This window comes from Blautia sp. HCP3S3_C4 (assembly GCF_052064095.1).
Lineage (GTDB): Bacteria > Bacillota > Clostridia > Lachnospirales > Lachnospiraceae > Blautia_A.
Genome location: NZ_JBQHWF010000006.1, coordinates 59,151 through 81,134 on the forward strand (window position 1 = coordinate 59,151; position 21,984 = coordinate 81,134).

Genomic DNA, 21,984 nt, shown 5'->3' on the forward strand with positions numbered 1-21,984 from the left:
CTTATGGAAGGATATGTACATTCCCTGGAAAGTTTTGGTTCTGTGGACGGCCCTGGAGTACGGTATGTGATCTTTCTCAGCGGCTGTGCCATGCGCTGTCAGTTTTGCCATAATCCGGATACCTGGAATATGAAAGAGGGACAGGTCACTACAGCAGATGAACTGCTGAATAAGGCACTGCGTTACAAAGGCTATTGGGGAAACAAAGGCGGGATCACAGTCAGCGGAGGAGAACCACTGCTGCAGATGGATTTTCTCACAGAGCTTTTCCGTAAAGCGAAGCAGGCAGGAATCCATACAACTCTGGATACCAGTGCCAATCCCTACACAGAAAAGGAGCCCTGGCATACCAAATGGCTGGAGCTGATGAAATATACAGATCTGGTGCTTCTGGACATCAAGCAGATCGATGAAAAGGAACACATAAAGCTTACAGGACATACCAACCGGAATATCCTTGCCATGGCACAGGAATTATCTGATATGGGGAAACCTGTATGGATCAGACATGTGCTTGTGCCGGGCGGAAGCGACAAGGATGAATATCTCCACAGACTGGCAGATTTTATCCATACACTTAAAAATGTAGAGCGTGTGGAGGTACTTCCTTATCACACTCTCGGAACGTTTAAGTGGGAAAAACTGGGAATTCCGTATCCCCTTGAAGGTGTAAAACCGCCCACACAGGAAAGAATCGATAATGCCCGCAAAATTTTAGGGGCAATATAAAGCATAATAATGCAAAAGGCTGTCTTCGGACAGCCTTTTTTGTCCCCCCGGGGGGCTTGTTGAGGAGGATTGTATTTGTTAGAATATTATGTTGTGGGAATTTTGACACATATCAGCCTGACATCATTACAAACGGAGGTTATTAGCAGTTAAATATAAATTATAAAATTATATAAGCGCATGTTGAGTTTTATAAGATATTAGAGTAGAATATCATTGAAAGGAGTTGATGCTTTGAGTAAATATTATTCTATACATGAATTTTCAAAAATTATAGGCGTATCTGCCCAGACATTACGAAATTGGGATGCCAATGGAAAACTTCATCCGCATCATACTACAGTAAGTGGCTATAGATATTATTCTGATGAGCAACTCAACCAGGTAATAAATGTAAAGCTTAAAAACCGCATTACAATTGGATATTGTCGTGTTTCCAGTCATAAACAAAAAGATGATCTGGAACGACAGATTGATAATGTTAAAACATATCTTCTGGCAAAAGGACAGCCGTTTGAGATAATAAGTGATATCGGTTCCGGAATTAATTATAAGAAAAAAGGGCTCCAGGAATTGATCAGGCGAATATCTCAAAATCAGGTTGAAAAGGTTGTTGTTTTGTATAAAGATCGGTTACTGCGATTTGGTTTTGAGTTGATAGAATACATCGCTTCATTTTATAATTGTGAGATTGAGATTATTGATAATACCGAAAAGTCCGAACAGCAGGAACTTGTTGAAGATCTGGTTCAGATAATCACTGTATTCAGTTGCAAATTACAAGGAAAACGAGCAAACAAAGCTAAGAAACTTATCCGGGAATTGATACAGGAGGAAGCAGATGGTAAAAGCCATAAAAGTAATGTTGATACCAAATAACGTGCAGAAAACTAAGTTGTTTCAGTACGCCGGTGCTTCAAGATTTGCCTATAACTGGGCTTTGGCAAGGGAAATAGAAAACTATGAAAAAGGCGGAAAATTCCTTTCAGATGCAGAACTCAGAAAAGAATTTACAAAGCTTAGACATTCTGATGGATATGCATGGTTATTGAGTATTTCAAATAATGTAACCAAACAGGCAATCAAAGATGCCTGTACTGCGTATAAGAACTTTTTTAAGGGTTTGCAGAAATTCCCGAGATTCAAGTCAAAAAAGAGATCAATGCCGAAGTTCTATCAGGACAACGTTAAGATACGCTTCAGTAATACACACGTTAAATTTGAAGGATTTTCCTCCAGCAGGAAAACCAACAAACAAACAATGAATTGGGTAAGACTTGCAGAACATGGACGAATTCCGACAAATGCTAAATATATGAATCCGCGAATATCCTTTGACGGATTGAACTGGTGGATCAGTGTATGTGTAGAATTTCCTGACTGTAGGGAAATACTTAATGATGACGGAGTCGGTATAGACTTGGGAATCAAAGAACTGGCTGTCTGCTCTGATGGGACTAAGTATAAGAACATCAATAAGAGTCAGAAAATAAAGAAATTAGAAAAACAGAAACGCAGATTACAGCGTAGTATCTCTCGTTCTTACGAGAAAAATAAAAAAGGAGAAAGTTACTGTAAAACAAATAATGTAATCAAAAAGGAAAAACTTTTATTAAAACGAGATCACAGATTAACAAATATCCGTAAAAACTATTTGAATCAGACCATATCTGAGATCATAAATCGAAAACCAAGATTTATATGTATTGAAGATCTGAATGTCAGCGGAATGATGAAAAACAGACATTTATCCAAAGCAGTCCAGGAACAGGGATTTTTTTGGTTTAGAAAACAGCTTGAATATAAGTGCAGCGATAAAGGGATTCAGCTTATTGTGGCTGATCGGTTTTATCCATCATCAAAGCTTTGCAGCTGTTGTGGAAACATCAAAAAAGATCTGAAGTTATCTGACAGAGTTTATAGATGTGCGTGTGGGAATATGATTGACAGAGATTTCCAGGCATCTATAAATCTCAAGACTTATGGAGAAAAATTTGCAGGTTGACACTGAAACGTTAATGCAAATATGTACGGATACGTTAGTCCGGAATTTACGCCTATGGAGAGTACAAGAACTTGTGAGTAGATAGATATTTATATCATCAAAAGCATACTCGTTGAAGTAGGAATGAAACATAGAAGTTTATAACTTTTTATAAGTTTTCAGTAACGGATACAGAAATTGGATAAGCTTCTGTCAGAAATTGAAAGCTACTGGAGTACCCGTGCAGAGGGATACTCTGAGGTGAATCATAAAGAATTAAATGGAATACAGAAGGAAGCGTGGCTGAAAACCCTGAAAAGACAGTTTCCTGAGAAAAAGAAAGAAGAGCTGAAAATCCTGGATATCGGTACAGGTCCGGGATTCTTTCCCGTAATTCTTGCAGAGGCGGGATACAAGGTTACAGCTGTAGACTATACACAGGAAATGCTGGACACTGCAAAAAAGAATGCAGGTAAGCTCTGCGAAAAGATTGTTTTTCATAAAATGGATGCCCAGGACCTGAAGTTTGAAGATAATACCTTTGATGTGGTTATTTCCAGAAATCTTACCTGGAATTTGAAGGATCCAAAAGGTGCATACAGGGAGTGGCACCGGGTATTAAAACCCGGTGGAAAGCTTCTGAATTTTGATGCAAACTGGTATGGCTATCTCTATGACGAGGAGAAGCGTCGGTCCTATGAAGAGGACAGAAAGCTTGTAGAGAATGAAAATCTGGACGATCATTATCTCTGTACGGATATTGACAGAATGGAGAAAATTGCCCTGCAAATGCCTCTGTCTGCCATTGAACGGCCTGTCTGGGACAGAAATATTTTAAAAGAAATGGGATTTGAATCCGTTTCCATAGATTTGAATATCTGGGAGAGAGTATGGAGCCAGGAAGAGAAGCTGAATTATCATTCAACTCCTATGTTTATGATCTGCGCAGAAAAACAACAGGAAGATTTGGAGAAAGCAAAGGACCCTCTTTGGACAGAACCTGGAACAAAGAAGAGCGGTTTTCTGAGGCTGGCAGGCGGAGAGTTTGCCCTTCCCTATACAGTGATCTGCGGCAGTAATCCCGGAAAAACAGTTCTGATCACTGCCTCTGTCCATGCCGGAGAGTATGTGGGAATCCAGGCAGCAATAGAGCTTGCGGATCAGCTGAAGCCAGAGAAAATGAATGGAAGGGTGATCCTTGTAAAAACTGTCTGCAGAAAGGAATTTGAAGAACGAAGCGGCAGTATCTGTCCGGAGGATGACAAAAATCTTAACCGTGTTTTTCCGGGAAATCCGGAAGGGACCCGTATGGACCGTCTGGCTTATGCAGTTGTAGAAAAGCTGCAGAGTGTGGCGGATTATTACATAGATCTGCACAGCGGAGATTCCTTTGAAGAGCTGACCCCTTATATTTATTATGCAGGAAAGTCTGTGCAGCAGGTAAGGGAAATATCTCAGAAAATGGCACAGCAGGCAGATGTTCCTTATATGGTCAAATCTAATGTGGGCGCAGGAGGAGCTTATAATTATGCGGCTTCCTGTGGGATTCCCAGTGTTCTGATCGAACGGGGACAGATGGGCGGCTGGACTGCAGAGGAAGTGAAATCTACAGGAAAGGATGTGCAGAATATTCTTTGTTTCCTGGGAGTCTATCAGGGACTGAGAAGCTACAGTACCTATTATCCTATGGAAATTGAAAATGTACGGTATCAGTCTGCAACTGTGTCCGGTCTGTGGTATCCTGCCAAAAAGCCGGGAGATCTGGTGAAAACCGGGGAATATCTGGGCTGTACCAAAGATTATGAAGGAAAGATCCTGGAGAAAAGCTATTCCGATCTGAACGGCGTGATCCTTTATCAGATCGGAAGCCTTCAGGTGATCAAGGATGGGCCTATGATCACTTATGGATCCTTTAGCAGGGAAGAGGACAGTCGCAAGGAGAAAATTACGGCTTACTGGACCAAACGCAGTGACAGCTTTAAGGAACAGAGAAGGGCTGAGCTTCACAGCGATATGGCAGATAAATGGATGAGAGAGATCCTTAAGTATCTGCCGGAAGGGAAACTCAGAATCCTGGATGTGGGATGCGGTGCCGGATTTTTTACCATTCTTCTGTCTAAACTGGGACATGAGGTCACAGGAATAGATCTGACTCCTGATATGATCCGCCATTCCCGGGAGCTGGCTGAGGAGGAAAAGGTTTCCTGTACCTTTAAGATTATGGACGGGGAGAAACTGGACTTTAAAAGTGGTAGTTTTGATGTGGTTATTTCCAGAAATCTCACATGGACTTTGCCGGATGCAGCAGGTGCATACAGGGAATGGATCCGGGTATTGAGACCGGGTGGAATCCTTCTCAATGCAGATGCCAATTATGGCGCTGATAATTTTACGGATACCTCGGGACTTCCTGCCGATCATGCCCATCATGCAGTGGGAGATGCCATGATGCAGGAATGTGAGGAAATCAAGCGTCAGCTGCCTATCAGCTCTTATATCCGGCCGGCCTGGGATCTGGAGACTCTGGGAAGGCTTGAAATGGAAAAATTCTCCATTGATCTTGGAATCAGCAGCAGGATTTATCAGAAGAAAGATGAATTTTATAATCCTACTCCTATGTTTCTGGTGTGCGGGGAAAAACGCAGTTGAACTGCCGGAAAAAGTTACGAAAATATTTCGAATATTTTATAAGGAATTCTGTAAAAAGGATTCCTTTTTTTTCGAACAAAGTATGGAAAATCTTGAAAAAACGCGAAAAATCAAGGGCAATTAAGATTGACTGTACAGATGTAGGGGCGCTATAATCATTTGTGTAAAGGCCACAAATATTACAGAAATGTAAAAAAAGCTTGACAAAAATGCCTTTATTAAATATAATTTTCTTATAAATTACAAAAATGTTACAACCATATGTTGCGCTTTGGAATTAAGAAAAAAGAGGAATGAAAAGGTATGAAAGTTCAAAAAAGACAAGGTCAGCCCGGACGATCAGTGACAAGAAGAAAATCCGGAGATCCTGCTAAAAGCTTTATACTGGTTACGGCGTGTACCTGCGCTGCAGTTGTTCTGGCTGCCGGCGGAAGAATTGGAGATAACAGTAAGAAACAGGTATATGCAGCTTCCGGGAATGAAAATGAGACTTTTTCCTCCCAGTCAGTTGAATCAGGATCAGACATACTTCCTACAGGGATCGCAGGCGTAATGTCCGGGGTAAACAGTACAGTTACCAGACAGAAGTCTGTAGAGCGGATTGGTACTTCCTGTGAGCAGGTTATGGTAGGACAGCGTGTAAAGAAAATTGATGACAGTGTGGCAGAGTTTGATGTGAGTGCTTCCATGGAGAGCAAGATCAATGCTCTTAATGAGAAATATATCAGTTCTGCTCAGAAATCCGCAATTATGTCCGATGAGGATTACGATACACTGCTCCGTATTGTGGAGGCAGAAGCGGGAACTGAGGACATCAAGGGACGGGTGCTTGTGGCAAATGTGATCATGAATCGTGTGCAGAATGAAGAATTTCCTGATAATGTTACAGAAGTAGTGTGGGAATCCACAAATGGTGTTCCGCAGTTTTCTCCTACCTATGATGGCAGGATCAATGAGGTTGAGGTTACGGATGATACCAGAGAAGCAGTGCGTGAGGCACTGGAGGGTAAGGATTATTCTGAAGGTGCACTTTTCTTTATTCAGAAATCCGAGGCAGAATCCCACAATGTTACCTGGTTTGAAAAGGATCTGAAAAAGCTTTTCAAATATGGCGTACATGAATTTTATACATATCCGGATGAAGGGGACAAGTCCAAGCTTGTTGATCAGGCGGGAGCTTCCAATATTGTCCAGATGGCAAAAACAAACTGATGATATAAAAGACAGACTTTCCGTTGAGAGAGCTGTCTTTCTTTTTTTCTGTGAAAAATCACTATCTGTACAGAAATGGATGGCATATAAATGAGATATAATTTAGGATGGTATTTTGTTAAAGCATATGCTATAATGGGTTCAATTGACAAACGAAAAACTTTGGAAAGGCAGGATATACAATGCAGGTATTATACAAAAGCACACGAGGAAAAGAAGAGGCTGTAACAGCTTCCATGGCTATTTTAAAGGGACTTTCTGAGGATGGCGGTTTATTTGTGCCTACAGAGATTCCGAAGCTGGATGTCCCTATGGATAAGCTGGCACAGATGAGTTATCAGGAGACCGCATATGAGGTAATGAAGCGTTTCCTCACAGATTTCACAGAAGAGGAATTGAAAAACTGCATCAGCAGAGCCTATGACGATAAATTTGATACAAAGACAATTGCACCACTTCATGAGGCAGACGGAGTATATTTCCTGGAGCTGTATCATGGAGCTACCATTGCATTCAAGGATATGGCTTTATCAATTCTTCCACATCTTATGACTACAGCAGCAAAGAAAAATAATGTAAAAAATGAGATCGTGATCCTCACTGCAACATCAGGGGATACAGGAAAGGCTGCCATGGCAGGCTTTGCAGATGTACCGGGCACAAAGATCATTGTCTTTTATCCGAAGAACGGTGTAAGCCCTATTCAGGAGAAGCAAATGGTTACCCAGAAGGGAAATAATACCTACGTAGTGGGAATTACCGGCAATTTTGATGATGCTCAGACTGCTGTAAAGAAAATGTTTAATGACCAGAAGCTGGAAGCAGAGCTTGATCAGGCAGGTTATCAGTTCTCTTCGGCAAACTCTATCAATATCGGACGTCTGGTTCCGCAGATCGTATATTATGTATATGCATATGCATCCCTGGTCCGCCAGGGAAAGATCAAGGATGGACAGGAGATCAATATCACAGTTCCTACAGGAAACTTTGGAAATATCCTTGCTGCATATTATGCAAAGCAGATGGGTCTTCCTGTACATAAGCTGATCTGTGCATCCAATGACAATAAAGTACTGTATGATTTCTTCCGTACAGGTACCTATGACAGAAAACGTGACTTTATCCTGACAACCTCTCCTTCCATGGATATCCTGATCTCCAGCAATCTGGAGCGCCTTATTTACCGTATTGCAGGTGCAGACGCAAAGAAATGTGCTGAGCTGATGCAGGCATTATCTGCAGGCGGAGAGTACACGATCACAGAGGAAATGAAATCCCAGCTGGGAGATTTCTACGGAAATTTCTGCACAGAAGAGGAAACAGCTGCAACCATCGCCGGAGTTTTTAAAAACAGTCATTATGTGATTGATACCCATACTGCAGTTGCTGCCGGTGTATATGACAAATATGTAAAGGAAACAGGAGATAAGCTTCCGGCAGTGATCGCTTCCACAGCCAGCCCTTATAAATTTACCAGAAGTGTTATGGATGCTCTTGGAGTTGATACAGAGGGCAAGGATGATTTTGCCTTGGCTGATGAACTTTGTATCCTGTCCGGTGTGAAAGTTCCCCAGGCAGTTGAGACCATCCGTACAGCTCCTGTTCTTCATGACAAAGTGGTGGATGCTCCTGATATGCCAAAGGCTGTAAAGGAAATTCTTGGAATCTTATAATTTGTGCATTTTATGTTGAAAAAAACTATATACTAGAGTATAATAAAACCATCTAAATATCCTGAAATGTTCGAGGCCCCTTCTTTTTTTGAACCTACATCGACTTTAACGGGAATCCAACATTGTACCATGGATGTCAGGCCGTCATTATGCAGCGGAAGACAGAAATGTTATTGAGGATACCCACCTAGCTACGGCTAGGCGTCAATGGGAAGGGAACGACATTTCGGGAGTTTCAAGAAAAGACAGAGCCGTGACCGGGCTCTTTTTTTCAGTAAAAAAGCAAATGAAAAGGCTTTTCGTGATTATATATTATAATGGGAGGTTACAGGCAATGAGTGTAAACGAGAGAAAATTTGGTGTATTGCCCACAGGAGAAACAGTTAAGATCTATCATCTGGAGAATGAATCCGGAGCATTTGTGGAAGTAACAGAGTTTGGGGCTCTTTTGGTGAAGCTGTGCGTGCCGGACAGAGAAGGAAAACTGACAGATGTAGTTCTGGGATATGATGATCTGGAATCTTATGAGGTGAACGGATGCTTTTTCGGAGCAGTGATCGGCAGAAGTGGCAACCGTATTGCCGGTGCAAGATTTATGCTTGGAGACAGAGAGGTAAGACTTGCACAGAATGAAAATGACAATAATCTTCACAGCGGTCCGGATGGGTTTGAGAAGAAGCTGTGGAAAGTGACTGAGATTTCCCAGGATAAAAACAGCATTGTATTTAACCGTATCAGCCCTGACGGAGAAAATGGTTTTCCAGGAGAATTTGATGTTTCTGTAAAGTATGAATTTACAGAAGAAAATGAATTGAAAATCCATTATCAGGGCGTATGTGATGAACCTACAGTAGGAAATATGACCAACCATTCTTATTTTAATCTCAGTGGAGAGGGAAGCGGTTCAGCCATGGATCAGTATCTGACCATTCATGCAAATTACTATACACCTGTAGCTGACAGCCATTCCATTCCTACGGGAGAATACGCACCGGTGGAGGGTACTCCTATGGATTTCAGAACTTCCAGACAGATGGGAGAGAGGATTAATGCAGATTTTGAACAGCTGAAATTTACCGGCGGATATGACCATAATTATGTAACCGACAATTATTCCAAGGGCAATCGCAGACTCATTGCCACTGCATACAGCAAGGAAACCGGAATTGCTATGGATGTAACTTCTGACTGTCCTTGTGTGCAGTTCTATGCAGCTAATTTTGTAGAGAACGAAACGGGTAAAAACGGACATGTTTACAATCAGAGAGATGCCTTCTGTCTGGAAACACAGGTAGAGCCAAATGCTGTAAATGTAGAGGATTTCCATTCTCCTGTTCTTGCAGCCGGAGAGCATTACAACTCTGAAACTTCTTACAGGTTTTACATAAAAGAATAATAAGAAGTGATTTGCCGGTAAACGGCAAGAAGGATCTCCCTGAATATAAATAGAATGGAGAGATATATGAAGAAGGAGAAAGAGAAGAAATCAGTGGTTTCACTTCTGCTTGGATTTATGGATCGTGTGTCAGGGGATCACGTAGGAGCATATGCCACACAGGCTGCCTATTTTTTGATTCTTTCCTTTATTCCCTGTATCCTTTTTCTGACAACACTGGTCAGATATACACCGATTACTTATAATATGGTGCGTGATGCCATTGTTGCATTTGTTCCTGAGAATATCCAGAGCTTTGTTCTTGGAATCGTAGTGGATGTTTATAAGAGAAGTACGGCCATTGTACCTATTTCTGCCCTTGTAGCACTGTGGTCTGCGGGAAAAGGTATGCAGTCCCTGATCAATGGACTGAACACCATTTATCATGTAAAGGAAACCCGTAACTGGCTGATTACCAGGATTTATGCGGTTTTTTATACCTTTTCACTGGTGGTGGCACTGATCATCTGTCTGCTTATGCTTGTGCTTGGTAACCGGATCCAGGAGCTTGCGGCCATGTATGTTCCTTTTGTGGGAAAGGTTCTGGGCAGGATATTAGGTGCTAGGACAGAGCTGGTTTTTGCAGTGCTTTTTCTGGTATTTCTTTTGCTTTATAAGGTGCTTCCGAACCGGAAGGCAACCTTGAAAAGTCAGGTTCCCGGAGCTCTGATCATTGCGGTGGCCTGGTCTATATTTTCCTATGGATTTTCCCTTTATTTTGAAATTTTCCCGGGATTTTCCAATATGTACGGAAATTTGACCACGATTATCATGGTAATGATCTGGCTATATTTCTGCATGAATCTGTTTTTGTACGGAGCAGAGATCAATGCATATTTTGAAAAGGATTTCCGTAAAGCCCATCGGTCTGTCAAAGGAATGATCGATCATGAGAGAGAGCGGAGACAGCAGGCAAAAGAGGCGGCAGATGAGAAAGCATCAACTGAGAAAGTAGAAAATGACTCTTGACATATTTTTCGGACTGTGGCATAGTAAATACTGTTAATAAATGAAAAGGCACAGAAGGTGTTTTTAGGGATTTATTTTCCATCAGAGAGTGGAGGTCATCGGCTGAAAGCTTCCACAGGTTCAGATATTTCCTGAATTTCCCACCGGAGCTGCATTCCTGAATGTTCTGTTAGGATTGATGATGTGATCAGATATGATTGTTTAGTAGGGAATGACGTTGCTGCGCGTTAAGCAGACCGAGAGCCTGTGTAAAACAGGAAACAGGGTGGTACCGCGGATATGCTCCGTCCCTCATATGAGGGATGGGGCTTTTTTGTATTTACGGATCTGCGACCCTTAATCAGGAAATTACGAATATTTTTATAAAGGAGAAAAGAATCATGGATATGAAAGAAAAACTTCAGGAACTGGCTGAAGCTGCCAAAAAACGGATTGATGAATCCGAGGGCCTGGATAAGTTAAACGAGGTACGTGTTGCATACCTTGGCAAAAAAGGAGAATTGACTGCTATTTTAAAAAGCATGAAGGATGTTGCTCCGGAGGAACGCCCAAAAGTTGGACAGCTGGTAAATGAGACCAGAACAAAGATAGAAGCTCTCCTGGATGAGTCAAAGGCAAAGCTGGAGGAAGCTGTCCGTGAGGAAAAAATGAAACAGGAAGTTATTGACGTAACACTTCCTGCAAAGAAAGCGAAAATCGGACATCGTCATCCCAATACCATCGCACTGGAAGAGGTTGAGCGTATTTTCGTAGGTATGGGCTATGAGGTTGTTGAAGGTCCGGAAGTTGAATATGCTGATTATAACTTTACAAAGCTTAACATTCCGGAAAACCATCCGGCACGTGACGAACAGGATACTTTCTTTATCACAGATTCCATCCTGCTTCGTTCCCAGACCTCCCCGGTACAGGCACGTACTATGGAAAAAGGCAAGCTTCCTATCCGTATGATCGCACCGGGACGTGTATTCCGTTCTGATGAAGTAGATGCTACACATTCTCCGTCCTTCCATCAGATCGAAGGTTTGGTTATTGATAAGAATATTACATTTGCGGATCTGAAGGGAACTCTTCAGGAATTTGCCCAGGAGCTCTTCGGACCTGAGACAAAAACCAAATTCAGGCCCCATCATTTCCCATTCACTGAGCCAAGTGCTGAGGTAGACGTATCCTGCTTCAAGTGTGGCGGTAAAGGCTGCCGTTTCTGTAAAGGCTCCGGATGGATTGAAATCCTCGGCTGTGGTATGGTACATCCAAATGTATTAAGCATGTGCGGAATTGATTCTGAGGAATATACAGGCTTTGCCTTCGGTGTAGGCCTGGAGCGAATTGCTCTTCTTAAATACGAAATCGACGACATGCGCCTGCTCTACGAAAACGACATTCGCTTCATAAAACAGTTTTAGTGAGCGAAGCGAACGGCTTCCACGACAAGCGTCGTGGAAACTCCTTAAGTATGAGCGAAGCGAACGGCTATTATTATATAGGAAAGAGGATTAGGAAAAATGAATACTTCATTATCTTGGATTAAAATGTATGTGCCGGATCTTGATGTGACAGCACAGGAATATACAGATGCCATGACCCTGACAGGTACAAAGGTAGAGGGCTTTGAGAAGCTGGATGCAGACCTGGACAAAATCGTCATTGGACAGATTAAAAAAATTGAAAAACATCCGGATGCAGATAAGCTGATCATCTGCCAGGTAGATGTAGGAACAGAGACAGTTCAGATCGTAACCGGTGCACCCAATGTAAAAGAAGGAGATAAGGTTCCCGTTGTTCTGGACGGCGGACGGGTAGCAGGCGGACATGACGGCAAGAAAACTCCGGGAGGAGTCCAGATCAAAAAGGGCAAGCTCCGCGGTGTGGATTCTTATGGTATGATGTGTTCTATTGAAGAACTGGGAAGTACCAGAGAGATGTACCCGGATGCACCGGAGTACGGAATTTATATTTTCCCGGAGGATGCAGTAGTAGGAGAAAGTGCGGTAAAGGCACTTGGACTGGATGATGTTGTCTTTGAATATGAGATCACATCTAACCGTGTGGACTGCTATGGAGTTCTTGGAATTGCCAGAGAGGCAGCGGCTACCTTTGATAAAAAATTCTGTCCTCCTGTTGTAGATTGTAAGGGCAATGAAGAAAAGGCATCTGATTATGTAAAGGTTACAGTGAAGAATCCGGAGCTTTGCCCACGTTACTGTGCAAGAGTTGTAAAAAATGTAAAGATCGGACCGTCCCCAAAATGGATGCAGAGATGTCTGGCTTCCAACGGAATCCGCCCTATCAATAATCTGGTTGATATCACCAATTATGTTATGGAAGAATTTGGACAGCCAATGCATGCCTATGATCTGGATACTATTGAAGGCAGAGAGATCGTTGTACGCTGTGCAGAAAAAGATGAAAAATTTGTTACCCTGGATGGTCAGGAACGTACCATGGATGATCAGGTGTTAATGATCTGTGACGGCAAAAAGCCTGTAGGAATTGCCGGAATCATGGGCGGAGAGAATTCTATGATCACAGATCAGGTGAAAACAGTTCTCTTTGAGGCTGCTTGCTTTGACGGCACTAATATCCGTCTTTCTTCCAAAAGGATTGGCCTCCGTACAGATGCTTCCGGTAAATTTGAGAAGGGTCTGGATCCAAACAATGCACAGGCTGCCATTGACAGAGCCTGCCAGCTCATGGAGGAACTGGGTGCAGGAGAGGTTGTCGGCGGAATGGTGGATGTCTGCAATAAAGTCAGCGAGCCGTCCAGAGTACCTTTTAAACCGGAGAAGATCAATGCACTTCTGGGAACCAGCCTTACTCCGGAAGAAATGCTTGGATTCCTGGCAAAGGTTGAGCTTACCTATGATGAGAAGACCAATGAGATCGTAGCACCTACCTTCCGTCAGGATATTCACTATGTAGCTGACGTAGCGGAAGAGATTGCCAGATTCTTCGGATATGACAAAATTCCTACCACATTGCCAAATGGAGAAGCTACAACAGGTAAACTGCCATTTAAGCTTCGTATTGAAGCTGTTGCAAGAGATATCGCAGAATACTGTGGTTTTTCTGAAGGCATGACTTATTCCTTTGAAAGCCCAAAGGTATTTGATAAATTAAGACTTCCGGCTGACAGTGAACTCCGCAGAGGAATTGTGATCAGCAATCCACTGGGTGAGGACTACAGTGTTATGAGAACAACTACCTTAAATGGTATGCTCAGTTCTCTGGCAACAAACTATAACAGAAGAAATAAAGATGTACGTCTCTATGAACTGGGAAATGTATATCGTCCAAAGGCATTGCCTCTTACTGAGCTTCCGGAGGAAAGAATGCATTTTACCCTGGGAATGTATGGAAACGGTGACTTCTTTGACATGAAGGGTGTCTGCGAGGAATTCTTTGAAAAGGTAGGTATGCGTGAAAGAGTGGATTATGATCCTGACAGCAAAAAATCCTATCTCCATCCGGGCAGACAGGCAAATATGATTTATGGTGGTAAGGTTGTAGGTTATCTGGGAGAGGTTCATCCGCTGGTTGCAGATGCTTACGGAATCGGCGACAAGGCCTATGTGGCAGTGATCGACATCCTTACAGTTCTGGAATTTGCAAGCTTTAATCACAAATATACAGGAATTGCCAAATATCCTGCTGTAACCCGTGACTTAAGTATGGTTGTTCCGAAGGCTGTACTGGCAGGCCAGATCGAGCATGTACTGACACAGAGAGGCGGTAAGATCCTGGAAAGCTTCCAGCTCTTCGATATTTATGAAGGTAATCAGATCAAAGAAGGATATAAATCCATGGCATATTCTCTGGTATTCCGTCATCATGACAAAACTCTGGAGGAGAGCGAGATCACAGCAGCAATGAAGAAAATCCTGAATGGACTGACAGATCTTGGAATCGAGTTGAGAAGCTAATGCTGATTTATGTATTAAGACACGGAATTACCCGGTGGAACAAATTAAAGAAGGTGCAGGGGGCTGTAGATATTCCCCTGGCACCGGAAGGAATTGAACTGGCAAAACGTACCGGGGAGGCATTGAAGGATGTTCCCTTTGATGTCTGTTTTACCAGTCCTCTGACCAGAGCCAGAGAAACCGCACATTATGTGCTGGGAGACAGAAAAATCCCTGTAATTCCTGATAAGAGAATTCAGGAGATTGATTTTGGTATTCTGGAGGGAACACAGTTTAAGGATGCCGGAGGAAATATTATCAGTCCGGATATGGATATTTTTTTTAATAAGCCGCTGGCTTTTGAGAGGCCGGAAAACGGTGAGAATATTGCTGATATCCTGAAGCGTACCCGGGATTTCTGGATGGAAAAAACAACAGATCCGGCGTTACAGGACAAAACCATTCTGGTTTCCTCCCATGGCTGTGCTGTGAGAGCTCTGCTTCAGAATGTTTATCAGGATGAGGCACATTTCTGGCATGGCTGTGTACCGCCCAATTGCAGTATTAATCTTGTGGAAGTAAAGGACGGCAAAGCCTGCCTTCTGGAAGAAGATAAGGTATACGCATAAACAGAAAATTTACAGAGGGATTTTGGGTGAAAAAGAAGTTCTGGGCAGGTGCTGTCCAGGACTTTTTTGCGCAGTCTTACTTGTTCTTGATATGATGTTGTGATATGATGATTACAGATTTTTCATGCCGGTTGTGTATGATAAATGTAACTGTGTATATGCGGAACAGTTACTGGTAAAAAATACTGAGGATTACAGGAGGTGTACCATGAGTAAAAAGATTTTAAATCTGCTGGCATTTTTGGCGGTGCTGGCAGGATGCATTGCAATGACAGTTTTTACAGGTAAGGGTTCTGTCAGTACCATGATCTATAACTTTGCGTTTCTGGCAATCATGACAGTGCTTTATCTGGCCGGAATGTTGGGCGGAATGTTCAGGGTTGAAGGGATCGGACAGGCCCTTCACAGAGGAAAAGAGGAACTGACAGGCATTTTCAAAACGCCCGGCAAGGTAAAAAATGAAAGCCTTGTCTACCTGAAAGGAATTTTTGATCACAAATATCTGGACGGAAGACTGGATGACTTTGTGGATGGAATGAATCAGGCAAAAGAAGGGATCGGTGAGATTGAGGACTATATCAATGAGGATGATATTGATCTTCATGTACATAAGCGTATTCTGGAAATGATCCCGGATATTTTTACAAGTTTGGGTATTCTGGGAACCTTTATCGGTCTGGTATGGGGACTTAAGAACTTTGAACCCTCCAGCTACGAGACAATGACCAATTCTGTGTCTTCACTGGTGGCAGGTATTAAGGTTGCCTTCCTGACCTCTATCTATGGAATTGCTTTTGCTATTATTTATACCTCAGGGATGAAGAGTGTTTTCTCTGATATGAATGAGAAGCTTCAGGCATTTCTGGAGAAATTCCATATTTATGTCCTGCCTACAGCTGAGAATGAATCCAGAAATCTTATGGTTGCCAGTCAGAAGCTTCAGGTAAAGGCTATGAAACAGATGGCAGAGCAGCTTTCTGCAGAAATGGCACAGAGCTTTGAAAAGGCCATTAATCCTACTTTCCAGAAGATGAATGAATCCCTGGATGTGCTGACAGAATCTGTAACCAGCTGCCAGCAGGATGTGATGCAGGAAATCCTCCGTTCCTTCCTGCGGGAGATGAACGGCTCCTTTAAGCTGCAGTTTAAGGATTTTAACGATGCTCTGGCACAATTAAAGAAAGCTCAGAAGGAAAATACAGACTATACCACCAGTCTGTATCATACTATGAGCGATCAGCTGAATTCTTCCTATGAGAAACAGAGTGAGACTATGAAAGACATGGTCAATGAGCTTGGAAATGCCCAGGGACGTTATATTTCTACTGCCTCCAGGATTGCCCAGGAGAACCAGGAGATTCAGAAAATGCAGCAGCAGGATTATCAGAGAGTGGCAGATTATCTCAAAGAGGCTGAGAAAACCTCTGCTAAATTCTGGGTAGCCTGCAACCAGACCATGCAGAGATATGTGGAGACAGCTTCCCAGGGAATGGAAAAGGTTTCTGCTGCCAGTCAGACAGGTACAGATGTGCTCAATGCAAACCGGCAGGTAATGGAAGAGCTGGAAAAAAGACTGGCAGATTTTGCGTCCTGCCAGGATAAGACTTTACAGACCATGGAAGAGGTGCGCAGACTTCTGACTGATATTTCAGTTACAAAGGAAAATGGTAATATTTCTCTTACAGGAGGACAGCAGAACCTGAACGCTTCCAGAATGGCTGACAGGCAGTCTGTGGATCGGTTATATGCTCTTATGAAGGAGCAGGGAGAAAAACAGGAAGCTCTCCTGGAAGAAATCAACAGAAACCTGGGGGAACTTTCCAAAACTCCTCAGAAAGGGAAATTCGGTTTATTCAGATAAGAAAAGGAGAAGACTATGCGCAAAAAAAAGAAATCAGAGGAAGGCGGATTTAATGTCTGGCGTTCCTATTCTGATATGATGGCCGGTGTATTGCTCCTTTTCGTCCTGATTATGTGCGTCACTCTTTTTCAGGCACAGAAAAGCTATAATGAGAGCATCAAGGAAAGAGATGACAAAATTGCCCTACAGGAGCAGTATACTGCGGAAATCCTTGCTCAGCAGAATGAGCTGGATGAAAAAGACAGCAAGCTAAGTTCTCAGGATGAACAGCTGGATAAACAGAAAAAGCAGCTGGAAGAGCTTGCGGCCAAGCTGAAAAAGCAGCAGGCTACTTTGAAGAAACAAAAAAGCGCCCTGGATGAAAAGACCACCCTTCTGTCCGAACAGCAGCAGAAGATTGATAATATTATTGGTGTAAAAGCAGACGTTATCGAAGCTTTACAGAAAGAATTTGAAAAAAACAATGTTAGTGTAAATATTGATTCCCAGACAGGAGCCCTGACTTTAAATGCCAGCGTACTGTTTGACTATGACCAGGCAGAGCTGACAGACGAAGGTAAGGCAGAGCTTTCCAATATTCTTCCCATTTACTGTAAAGTTCTTTTGCAGGATGAGTACAAGAAATATCTGGCAGAGATTATTATTGACGGCTATACAGATACAGACGGTGACTATACCTATAACCTGGAGCTGTCCCAGAGACGTTCCCTGGCAGTGGCAGAGTACCTTACTGAGATCCGTGAGAATTTCCTGAATGAGAATCAGATTTCAGATCTTCAGACCTATCTGACTGTAAACGGACATTCCAGTGCAAATCCCGTTCTGGATGCCCAGGGAAATGTAAATAAGGATGCGTCCAGACGAGTGGAGGTAAAATTCCGCTTAAAAGATGAAGAGATGATCGATGAACTGAATCAGATCATGTCTTCAGATGAAAGTAATACAACAGATGAGGGCAATACAACAAAAGAAGAAACATCTAAAGACAAGAAATCCGCGGATGAATAGAAACTAAGGAGCGTTAAAATATATGTCTGTAAAAATCGGCAGAAATGATCCGTGCTGGTGCGGAAGCGGGAAAAAATACAAGAAATGCCATGAGGCGTTTGATGAGAAAATGGAGGCAATGAAGCGGGAGGGGTATGCAGTGATCGACCACAGCCTGATCAAAACCCCTGAGCAGATTGAAAAGATTAAAGAGAGCTGTAAGATCAACATTGCTGTACTTGATTATGTTGAGGAGCATATCCGTCCCGGAATTTCTACGGCGGAGATTAACAGATGGGTTCATGAGGAGACTGTCCGCCATGGAGGAATCCCGGCACCCCTTGATTACGAAGGCTTCCCCAAAAGCGTGTGTACCTCTGTTGATGATGTAGTGTGCCACGGAATTCCCAATGAGGAGGAGATCCTTAAAGAGGGGGATATTATCAATGTGGATGTGTCCACAATCTATAACGGATATTATTCTGATTCCTCCAGAATGTTCTGCATTGGCAAGGTAAGCCCTGAAAAGGAAAAGCTGGTAAAGGTGACAAAGGAATGCGTGGAGATCGGTATCTCCATGGTAAAGCCATGGACCCCTATCGGAAATATGGGAAGCGCAGTACATAAGCATGCAGTAGAAAATGGTTTTTCTGTGGTACGGGAGATTGGTGGCCATGGAGTAGGTGTGGAGTTCCATGAGGATCCATGGGTAAGCTATGTATCAGAAGAAAATACCGGCGTTCTCATGGTGCCGGGTATGATGTTTACAATCGAACCTATGGTTAATATGGGAAGCGATGAGATCTGGACAGATGAGCTGGATGAATGGACTGTGCGTACAGAGGATGGACTTCCCTCCGCACAGTGGGAGGTTACTGTTCTGGTCACAGAAACCGGTTGCGAAGTGATCTGCTGGTAAAAGGAAGTTAGGGGCAAAAAATATTTTGCCCCTAACTTGATATCCACGAATTGCTCCGCTGCGAAGCAGCTCCCGCAATTCTCAAACATTCGAAATCCGCTGATTTACTGCGTAAATCGCTACTTTCTCATGTTTGGCGGGCCCCAAATTCAAAAGTCTTATCGTGCAAGCACGAACGACTTTTTGAATTTTTGGCCCTGGTTATCAAAAGATTGCAAAAAAGGCTTGCAAACTGCATTGCCCTATAGTATAATCACAAATGTTGTGAAAAAAGATGGTCCTCTGTTACAAAAATTGTATTAAGAACATCCATATAAGAATAGGAGAAAATAAAATGAACGAAATTATCAAAAACATTGAAGCTGCTCAGCTGAAGGCTGAAGTACCGGAATTCAAAACTGGTGATACTGTAAGAGTACACGCGCTGATCAAAGAGGGTAACCGTGAGCGTGTTCAGATTTTTGAAGGAACAGTTCTTAAGAAACAGGGCGGAAGCAACAGAGCTACTTTCACTGTAAGAAAGAATTCTAACGGTGTAGGCGTTGAAAAAACATGGCCACTGCATTCCCCACATGTTGTTAAAGTAGAAGTTATCCGTCGTGGTAAAGTACGTCGTGCGAAACTGAACTACTTAAGAGACCGTGTAGGTAAAGCTGCTAAGGTTAAAGAGCTTGTTAAATAATTTCATGAATTAATTTGAAAGAAGGGACAATAACTTGTGTATTGTCCCTCTTTTTCGATGCTGAACATATATGCCCCTCTGAGAGTGGCATCGTTGTGAATACAAGGGAACGGTCAGGAGATTTCAATAAATATGAAGAATTGGAAAAAAGAATCCAGATTTAAGGATAAGGCAGAGGATAAGCTGGAGGTCAGGCTGGAAAATGCCAAAACCCGCAGGATTGTTACATGGATATTTGAGATTCTGGTAACTTTGTTTTTTGCCATTGTAGTGGGAATCATGATGTTTCAGTCTGTGACCATGCAGGAAAGTGCCATGGAACCAACTCTGTCTGTAGGAGAACGTTTTTTAGTTAATAAAGGGATTTATAAAATATCTTCTCCCCAAAGAGGTGATATTATTGTTTTTAAAACCAATGGAAGTGACGATGCAGCTCTTCATATCAGCCGTGTGATCGGGCTTCCCGGCGAGACAGTACATATTTCAGGAGGAAAAATCCTGATCAATGGTGCTGTCTATGAAAATGACGGTGATTTTCCTGAGATCAGCAATGGGGGACTTGCTTCCAGTGCGGTTTCGCTGGAAAGCGGTGAATATTTTGTGCTGGGTGACAACAGGAATAACAGTGAAGACAGCCGGTATGCTGATATCGGAAATGTAAAGAAAAAATATATTGTGGGAAAGTTATGGTTTACCATTTCTCCCAGAAGTAAAATTGGATTTTTGAAAGGTTAGGTAAGTTATGAACGTACAGTGGTATCCTGGTCATATGACCAAAGCTAAAAGGCAGATGCAGGAAGATATCAAGCTGATCGATCTGATCATTGAGCTGGTTGATGCCCGTGTGCCTCTTTCCAGCAGAAACCCGGATATTGATGAACTTGGAAAAAACAAAGCCCGACTTATTTTGCTGAATAAAGCGGATCTGGCAGATGAAAGGCAGAATGAGGCCTGGAAGGCTTATTTTCAGAGCAAAGGCTTTTTTGTGGTAAAGATAGACTCCAGAAAGGGTTCCGGCATGAAGGCAATTCAGAACGTGATTCTGGAGGCGTGTAAAGAGAAAACAGAGAGAGACCGGAGACGCGGGATTAAAAACCGTCCGATCCGTGCCATGGTGGTAGGAATTCCAAATGTAGGCAAATCTACCTTTATTAATACTTTTGCAGGAAAAGCCTGTGCAAAAACGGGAAACAAACCAGGAGTTACCAAAGGAAAACAGTGGATCCGCCTGAATAAGGGGGTGGAGCTTCTGGATACTCCGGGAATTCTTTGGCCAAAATTTGAAGACCAGCAGGTGGGAATGCGCCTTGCCTGTGTGGGTTCTATCAAGGATGATATTTTGAATATGGAGGAACTTTCCCTTTGGCTGATCGATCATCTGAGAGAAAACTATCAGGGAACTCTCACAGAAAGATATCAGATCACAGAGCAGGGAACTTCTGTGGAAGTCCTGGAGCAGATTGCAAAAGCCAGAGGATGCCTGAAAAAGCAGGAAGAACTGGATTATGCAAAAGCAGCACTTCTTCTGTTTGACGATTTCCGTTCCGGTAAGCTGGGACGGATTACCTTGGAGTGGGTGAAAAATGAAAACGATCAGTGAAATAAAGTCTGAGTTTGCTGCGGCAGATATCAGCGAATATCCATCTTTATACCAAAGGTATGAAGAGGATTCCAGAAGCGGCGTAAAAAAACTGATAGAGCAGTGCCATAAAAAAGAGGCAGCCTTGGAAGCTGAGAAACAGCGGACAGAAGCCATGAAGTATTATGAGCATAAATATGAGCATCTGGGCTGGCTTTGCGGGATTGATGAAGTGGGCAGAGGACCTCTGGCAGGTCCGGTGGTGGCTGCTGCGGTGATCCTGCCCACAGATAGTCAGATTCTCTATCTGAATGATTCCAAAAAACTTACAGCAGCCAAAAGAGAGGAGCTGTATGAGGTGATCATGAGGGAGGCTGTTGCAGTAGGCCTTGGAATGGCTGATCCGGAAAGGATTGACCAGATCAACATCCTTCAGGCAACCTATGAAGCTATGCGGGAAGCTGTGGGAAAGCTTTCGGTAATGCCTCAGCTGTTGCTGAATGATGCCGTTACGATTCCGGAGATTCAGATTCCCCAGGTGTCGATTATTAAAGGGGATGCAAAAAGTGTGTCTATCGCTGCGGCCAGCATTGTGGCCAAGGTGACCAGGGACCGGATGATGGAAGAATATGATAAAACTTTTCCGGAGTATGGATTTGCATCCAACAAAGGCTATGGGGCGCAGATACACATTGAGGCTCTGAAAAAATATGGTCCCTGTCCCATCCACAGAAGAACCTTTATTACTCATTTTGTATAATATTGCCTGATACA

18 protein-coding genes, 1 other RNA gene and 1 other annotated feature are annotated in these 21,984 nt (G+C 42.9%); all 19 genes read left to right on the plus strand.

Annotated features, from left to right (window positions below; translation table 11 throughout):
- The first annotated feature begins 3 nt into the window (after positions 1-3).
- The 19 genes from pflA (at position 4) to ACTNC6_RS07410 (ending at position 21,970) form a co-directional block, all read left to right on the plus strand.
- Complete coding sequence (pflA, locus tag ACTNC6_RS07320; protein ID WP_173742413.1) at positions 4-729, plus strand: pyruvate formate-lyase-activating protein; 726 nt, start codon at positions 4-6, stop codon at positions 727-729.
- Positions 730-963: 234 nt separating this feature from the next.
- A complete protein-coding gene (locus ACTNC6_RS07325; RefSeq protein WP_441043787.1) occupies positions 964-1,608 on the plus strand; it encodes an IS607 family transposase in 645 nt (214 codons plus the stop codon).
- Positions 1,571-2,734 carry an RNA-guided endonuclease InsQ/TnpB family protein gene (locus tag ACTNC6_RS07330; protein WP_441035601.1) on the plus strand — a complete coding sequence of 388 codons (1,164 nt, stop codon included), beginning with the start codon at positions 1,571-1,573 and terminating at the stop codon, positions 2,732-2,734. Before ACTNC6_RS07325 ends, ACTNC6_RS07330 begins: the two co-directional genes overlap by 38 nt.
- Positions 2,735-2,911: 177 nt before the next feature.
- The gene (locus ACTNC6_RS07335; RefSeq protein ID WP_441043712.1) at positions 2,912-5,362 is read left to right on the plus strand and encodes a methyltransferase domain-containing protein; all 2,451 of its coding nucleotides are present in this window, start codon (positions 2,912-2,914) and stop codon (positions 5,360-5,362) included.
- Between the two features lie 303 nt (positions 5,363-5,665).
- A complete protein-coding gene (locus ACTNC6_RS07340) occupies positions 5,666-6,574 on the plus strand; it encodes a cell wall hydrolase (RefSeq protein ID WP_441035604.1) in 909 nt (302 codons plus the stop codon).
- 182 nt (positions 6,575-6,756) lie between these two features.
- Positions 6,757-8,247: a threonine synthase gene (gene thrC, locus ACTNC6_RS07345; RefSeq protein ID WP_173742410.1), complete on the plus strand. Its 1,491-nt coding sequence runs from the start codon at positions 6,757-6,759 to the stop codon at positions 8,245-8,247.
- Positions 8,248-8,302: 55 nt separating this feature from the next.
- A non-coding RNA gene (ssrS, locus tag ACTNC6_RS07350) (6S RNA) lies at positions 8,303-8,484 on the plus strand.
- 97 nt (positions 8,485-8,581) lie between these two features.
- Positions 8,582-9,643, plus strand: a complete 1,062-nt coding sequence (locus ACTNC6_RS07355) for an aldose epimerase family protein (RefSeq protein ID WP_441043714.1) — start codon at positions 8,582-8,584, stop codon at positions 9,641-9,643.
- Positions 9,644-9,709: 66 nt separating this feature from the next.
- On the plus strand, positions 9,710-10,651 hold the full coding sequence (locus ACTNC6_RS07360) for a YihY/virulence factor BrkB family protein (RefSeq protein ID WP_303242461.1): 942 nt from the start codon (positions 9,710-9,712) through the stop codon (positions 10,649-10,651).
- A gap of 42 nt (positions 10,652-10,693) precedes the next feature.
- Positions 10,694-10,946 (plus strand) — a binding site (T-box leader).
- Between the two features lie 91 nt (positions 10,947-11,037).
- Positions 11,038-12,057, plus strand: coding sequence for a phenylalanine--tRNA ligase subunit alpha (gene pheS, locus ACTNC6_RS07365; protein WP_441043788.1), 1,020 nt, complete (start codon positions 11,038-11,040; stop codon positions 12,055-12,057).
- Positions 12,058-12,156: 99 nt separating this feature from the next.
- Entirely contained in the window at positions 12,157-14,574 is a 2,418-nt protein-coding gene (gene pheT / locus ACTNC6_RS07370; RefSeq protein WP_303242460.1) for a phenylalanine--tRNA ligase subunit beta, read from the plus strand.
- Positions 14,574-15,182, plus strand: a complete 609-nt coding sequence (locus tag ACTNC6_RS07375) for a histidine phosphatase family protein (protein WP_441043716.1) — start codon at positions 14,574-14,576, stop codon at positions 15,180-15,182. The genes pheT and ACTNC6_RS07375 overlap by 1 nt, the downstream gene beginning before the upstream one ends.
- A 208-nt stretch (positions 15,183-15,390) precedes the next feature.
- Positions 15,391-17,043: a MotA/TolQ/ExbB proton channel family protein gene (locus ACTNC6_RS07380; RefSeq protein WP_441043718.1), complete on the plus strand. Its 1,653-nt coding sequence runs from the start codon at positions 15,391-15,393 to the stop codon at positions 17,041-17,043.
- 15 nt (positions 17,044-17,058) lie between these two features.
- Positions 17,059-18,051, plus strand: a complete 993-nt coding sequence (locus ACTNC6_RS07385; protein WP_441035614.1) for an OmpA family protein — start codon at positions 17,059-17,061, stop codon at positions 18,049-18,051.
- Positions 18,052-18,073: 22 nt separating this feature from the next.
- Positions 18,074-18,949: a methionyl aminopeptidase gene (locus tag ACTNC6_RS07390; RefSeq protein ID WP_019161855.1), complete on the plus strand. Its 876-nt coding sequence runs from the start codon at positions 18,074-18,076 to the stop codon at positions 18,947-18,949.
- 334 nt (positions 18,950-19,283) lie between these two features.
- Complete coding sequence (gene rplS, locus ACTNC6_RS07395) at positions 19,284-19,631, plus strand: 50S ribosomal protein L19 (protein WP_019161854.1); 348 nt, start codon at positions 19,284-19,286, stop codon at positions 19,629-19,631.
- A gap of 132 nt (positions 19,632-19,763) precedes the next feature.
- Positions 19,764-20,366 carry a signal peptidase I gene (gene lepB / locus ACTNC6_RS07400; RefSeq protein WP_441035616.1) on the plus strand — a complete coding sequence of 201 codons (603 nt, stop codon included), beginning with the start codon at positions 19,764-19,766 and terminating at the stop codon, positions 20,364-20,366.
- Positions 20,367-20,373: 7 nt separating this feature from the next.
- Positions 20,374-21,231, plus strand: a complete 858-nt coding sequence (gene ylqF, locus ACTNC6_RS07405; RefSeq protein ID WP_019161852.1) for a ribosome biogenesis GTPase YlqF — start codon at positions 20,374-20,376, stop codon at positions 21,229-21,231.
- Positions 21,215-21,970 (plus strand): ribonuclease HII, encoded by a 756-nt coding sequence (locus ACTNC6_RS07410; protein ID WP_441043720.1) that lies wholly within the window; start codon positions 21,215-21,217, stop codon positions 21,968-21,970. Before ylqF ends, ACTNC6_RS07410 begins: the two co-directional genes overlap by 17 nt.
- Positions 21,971-21,984: the final 14 nt, after the last annotated feature.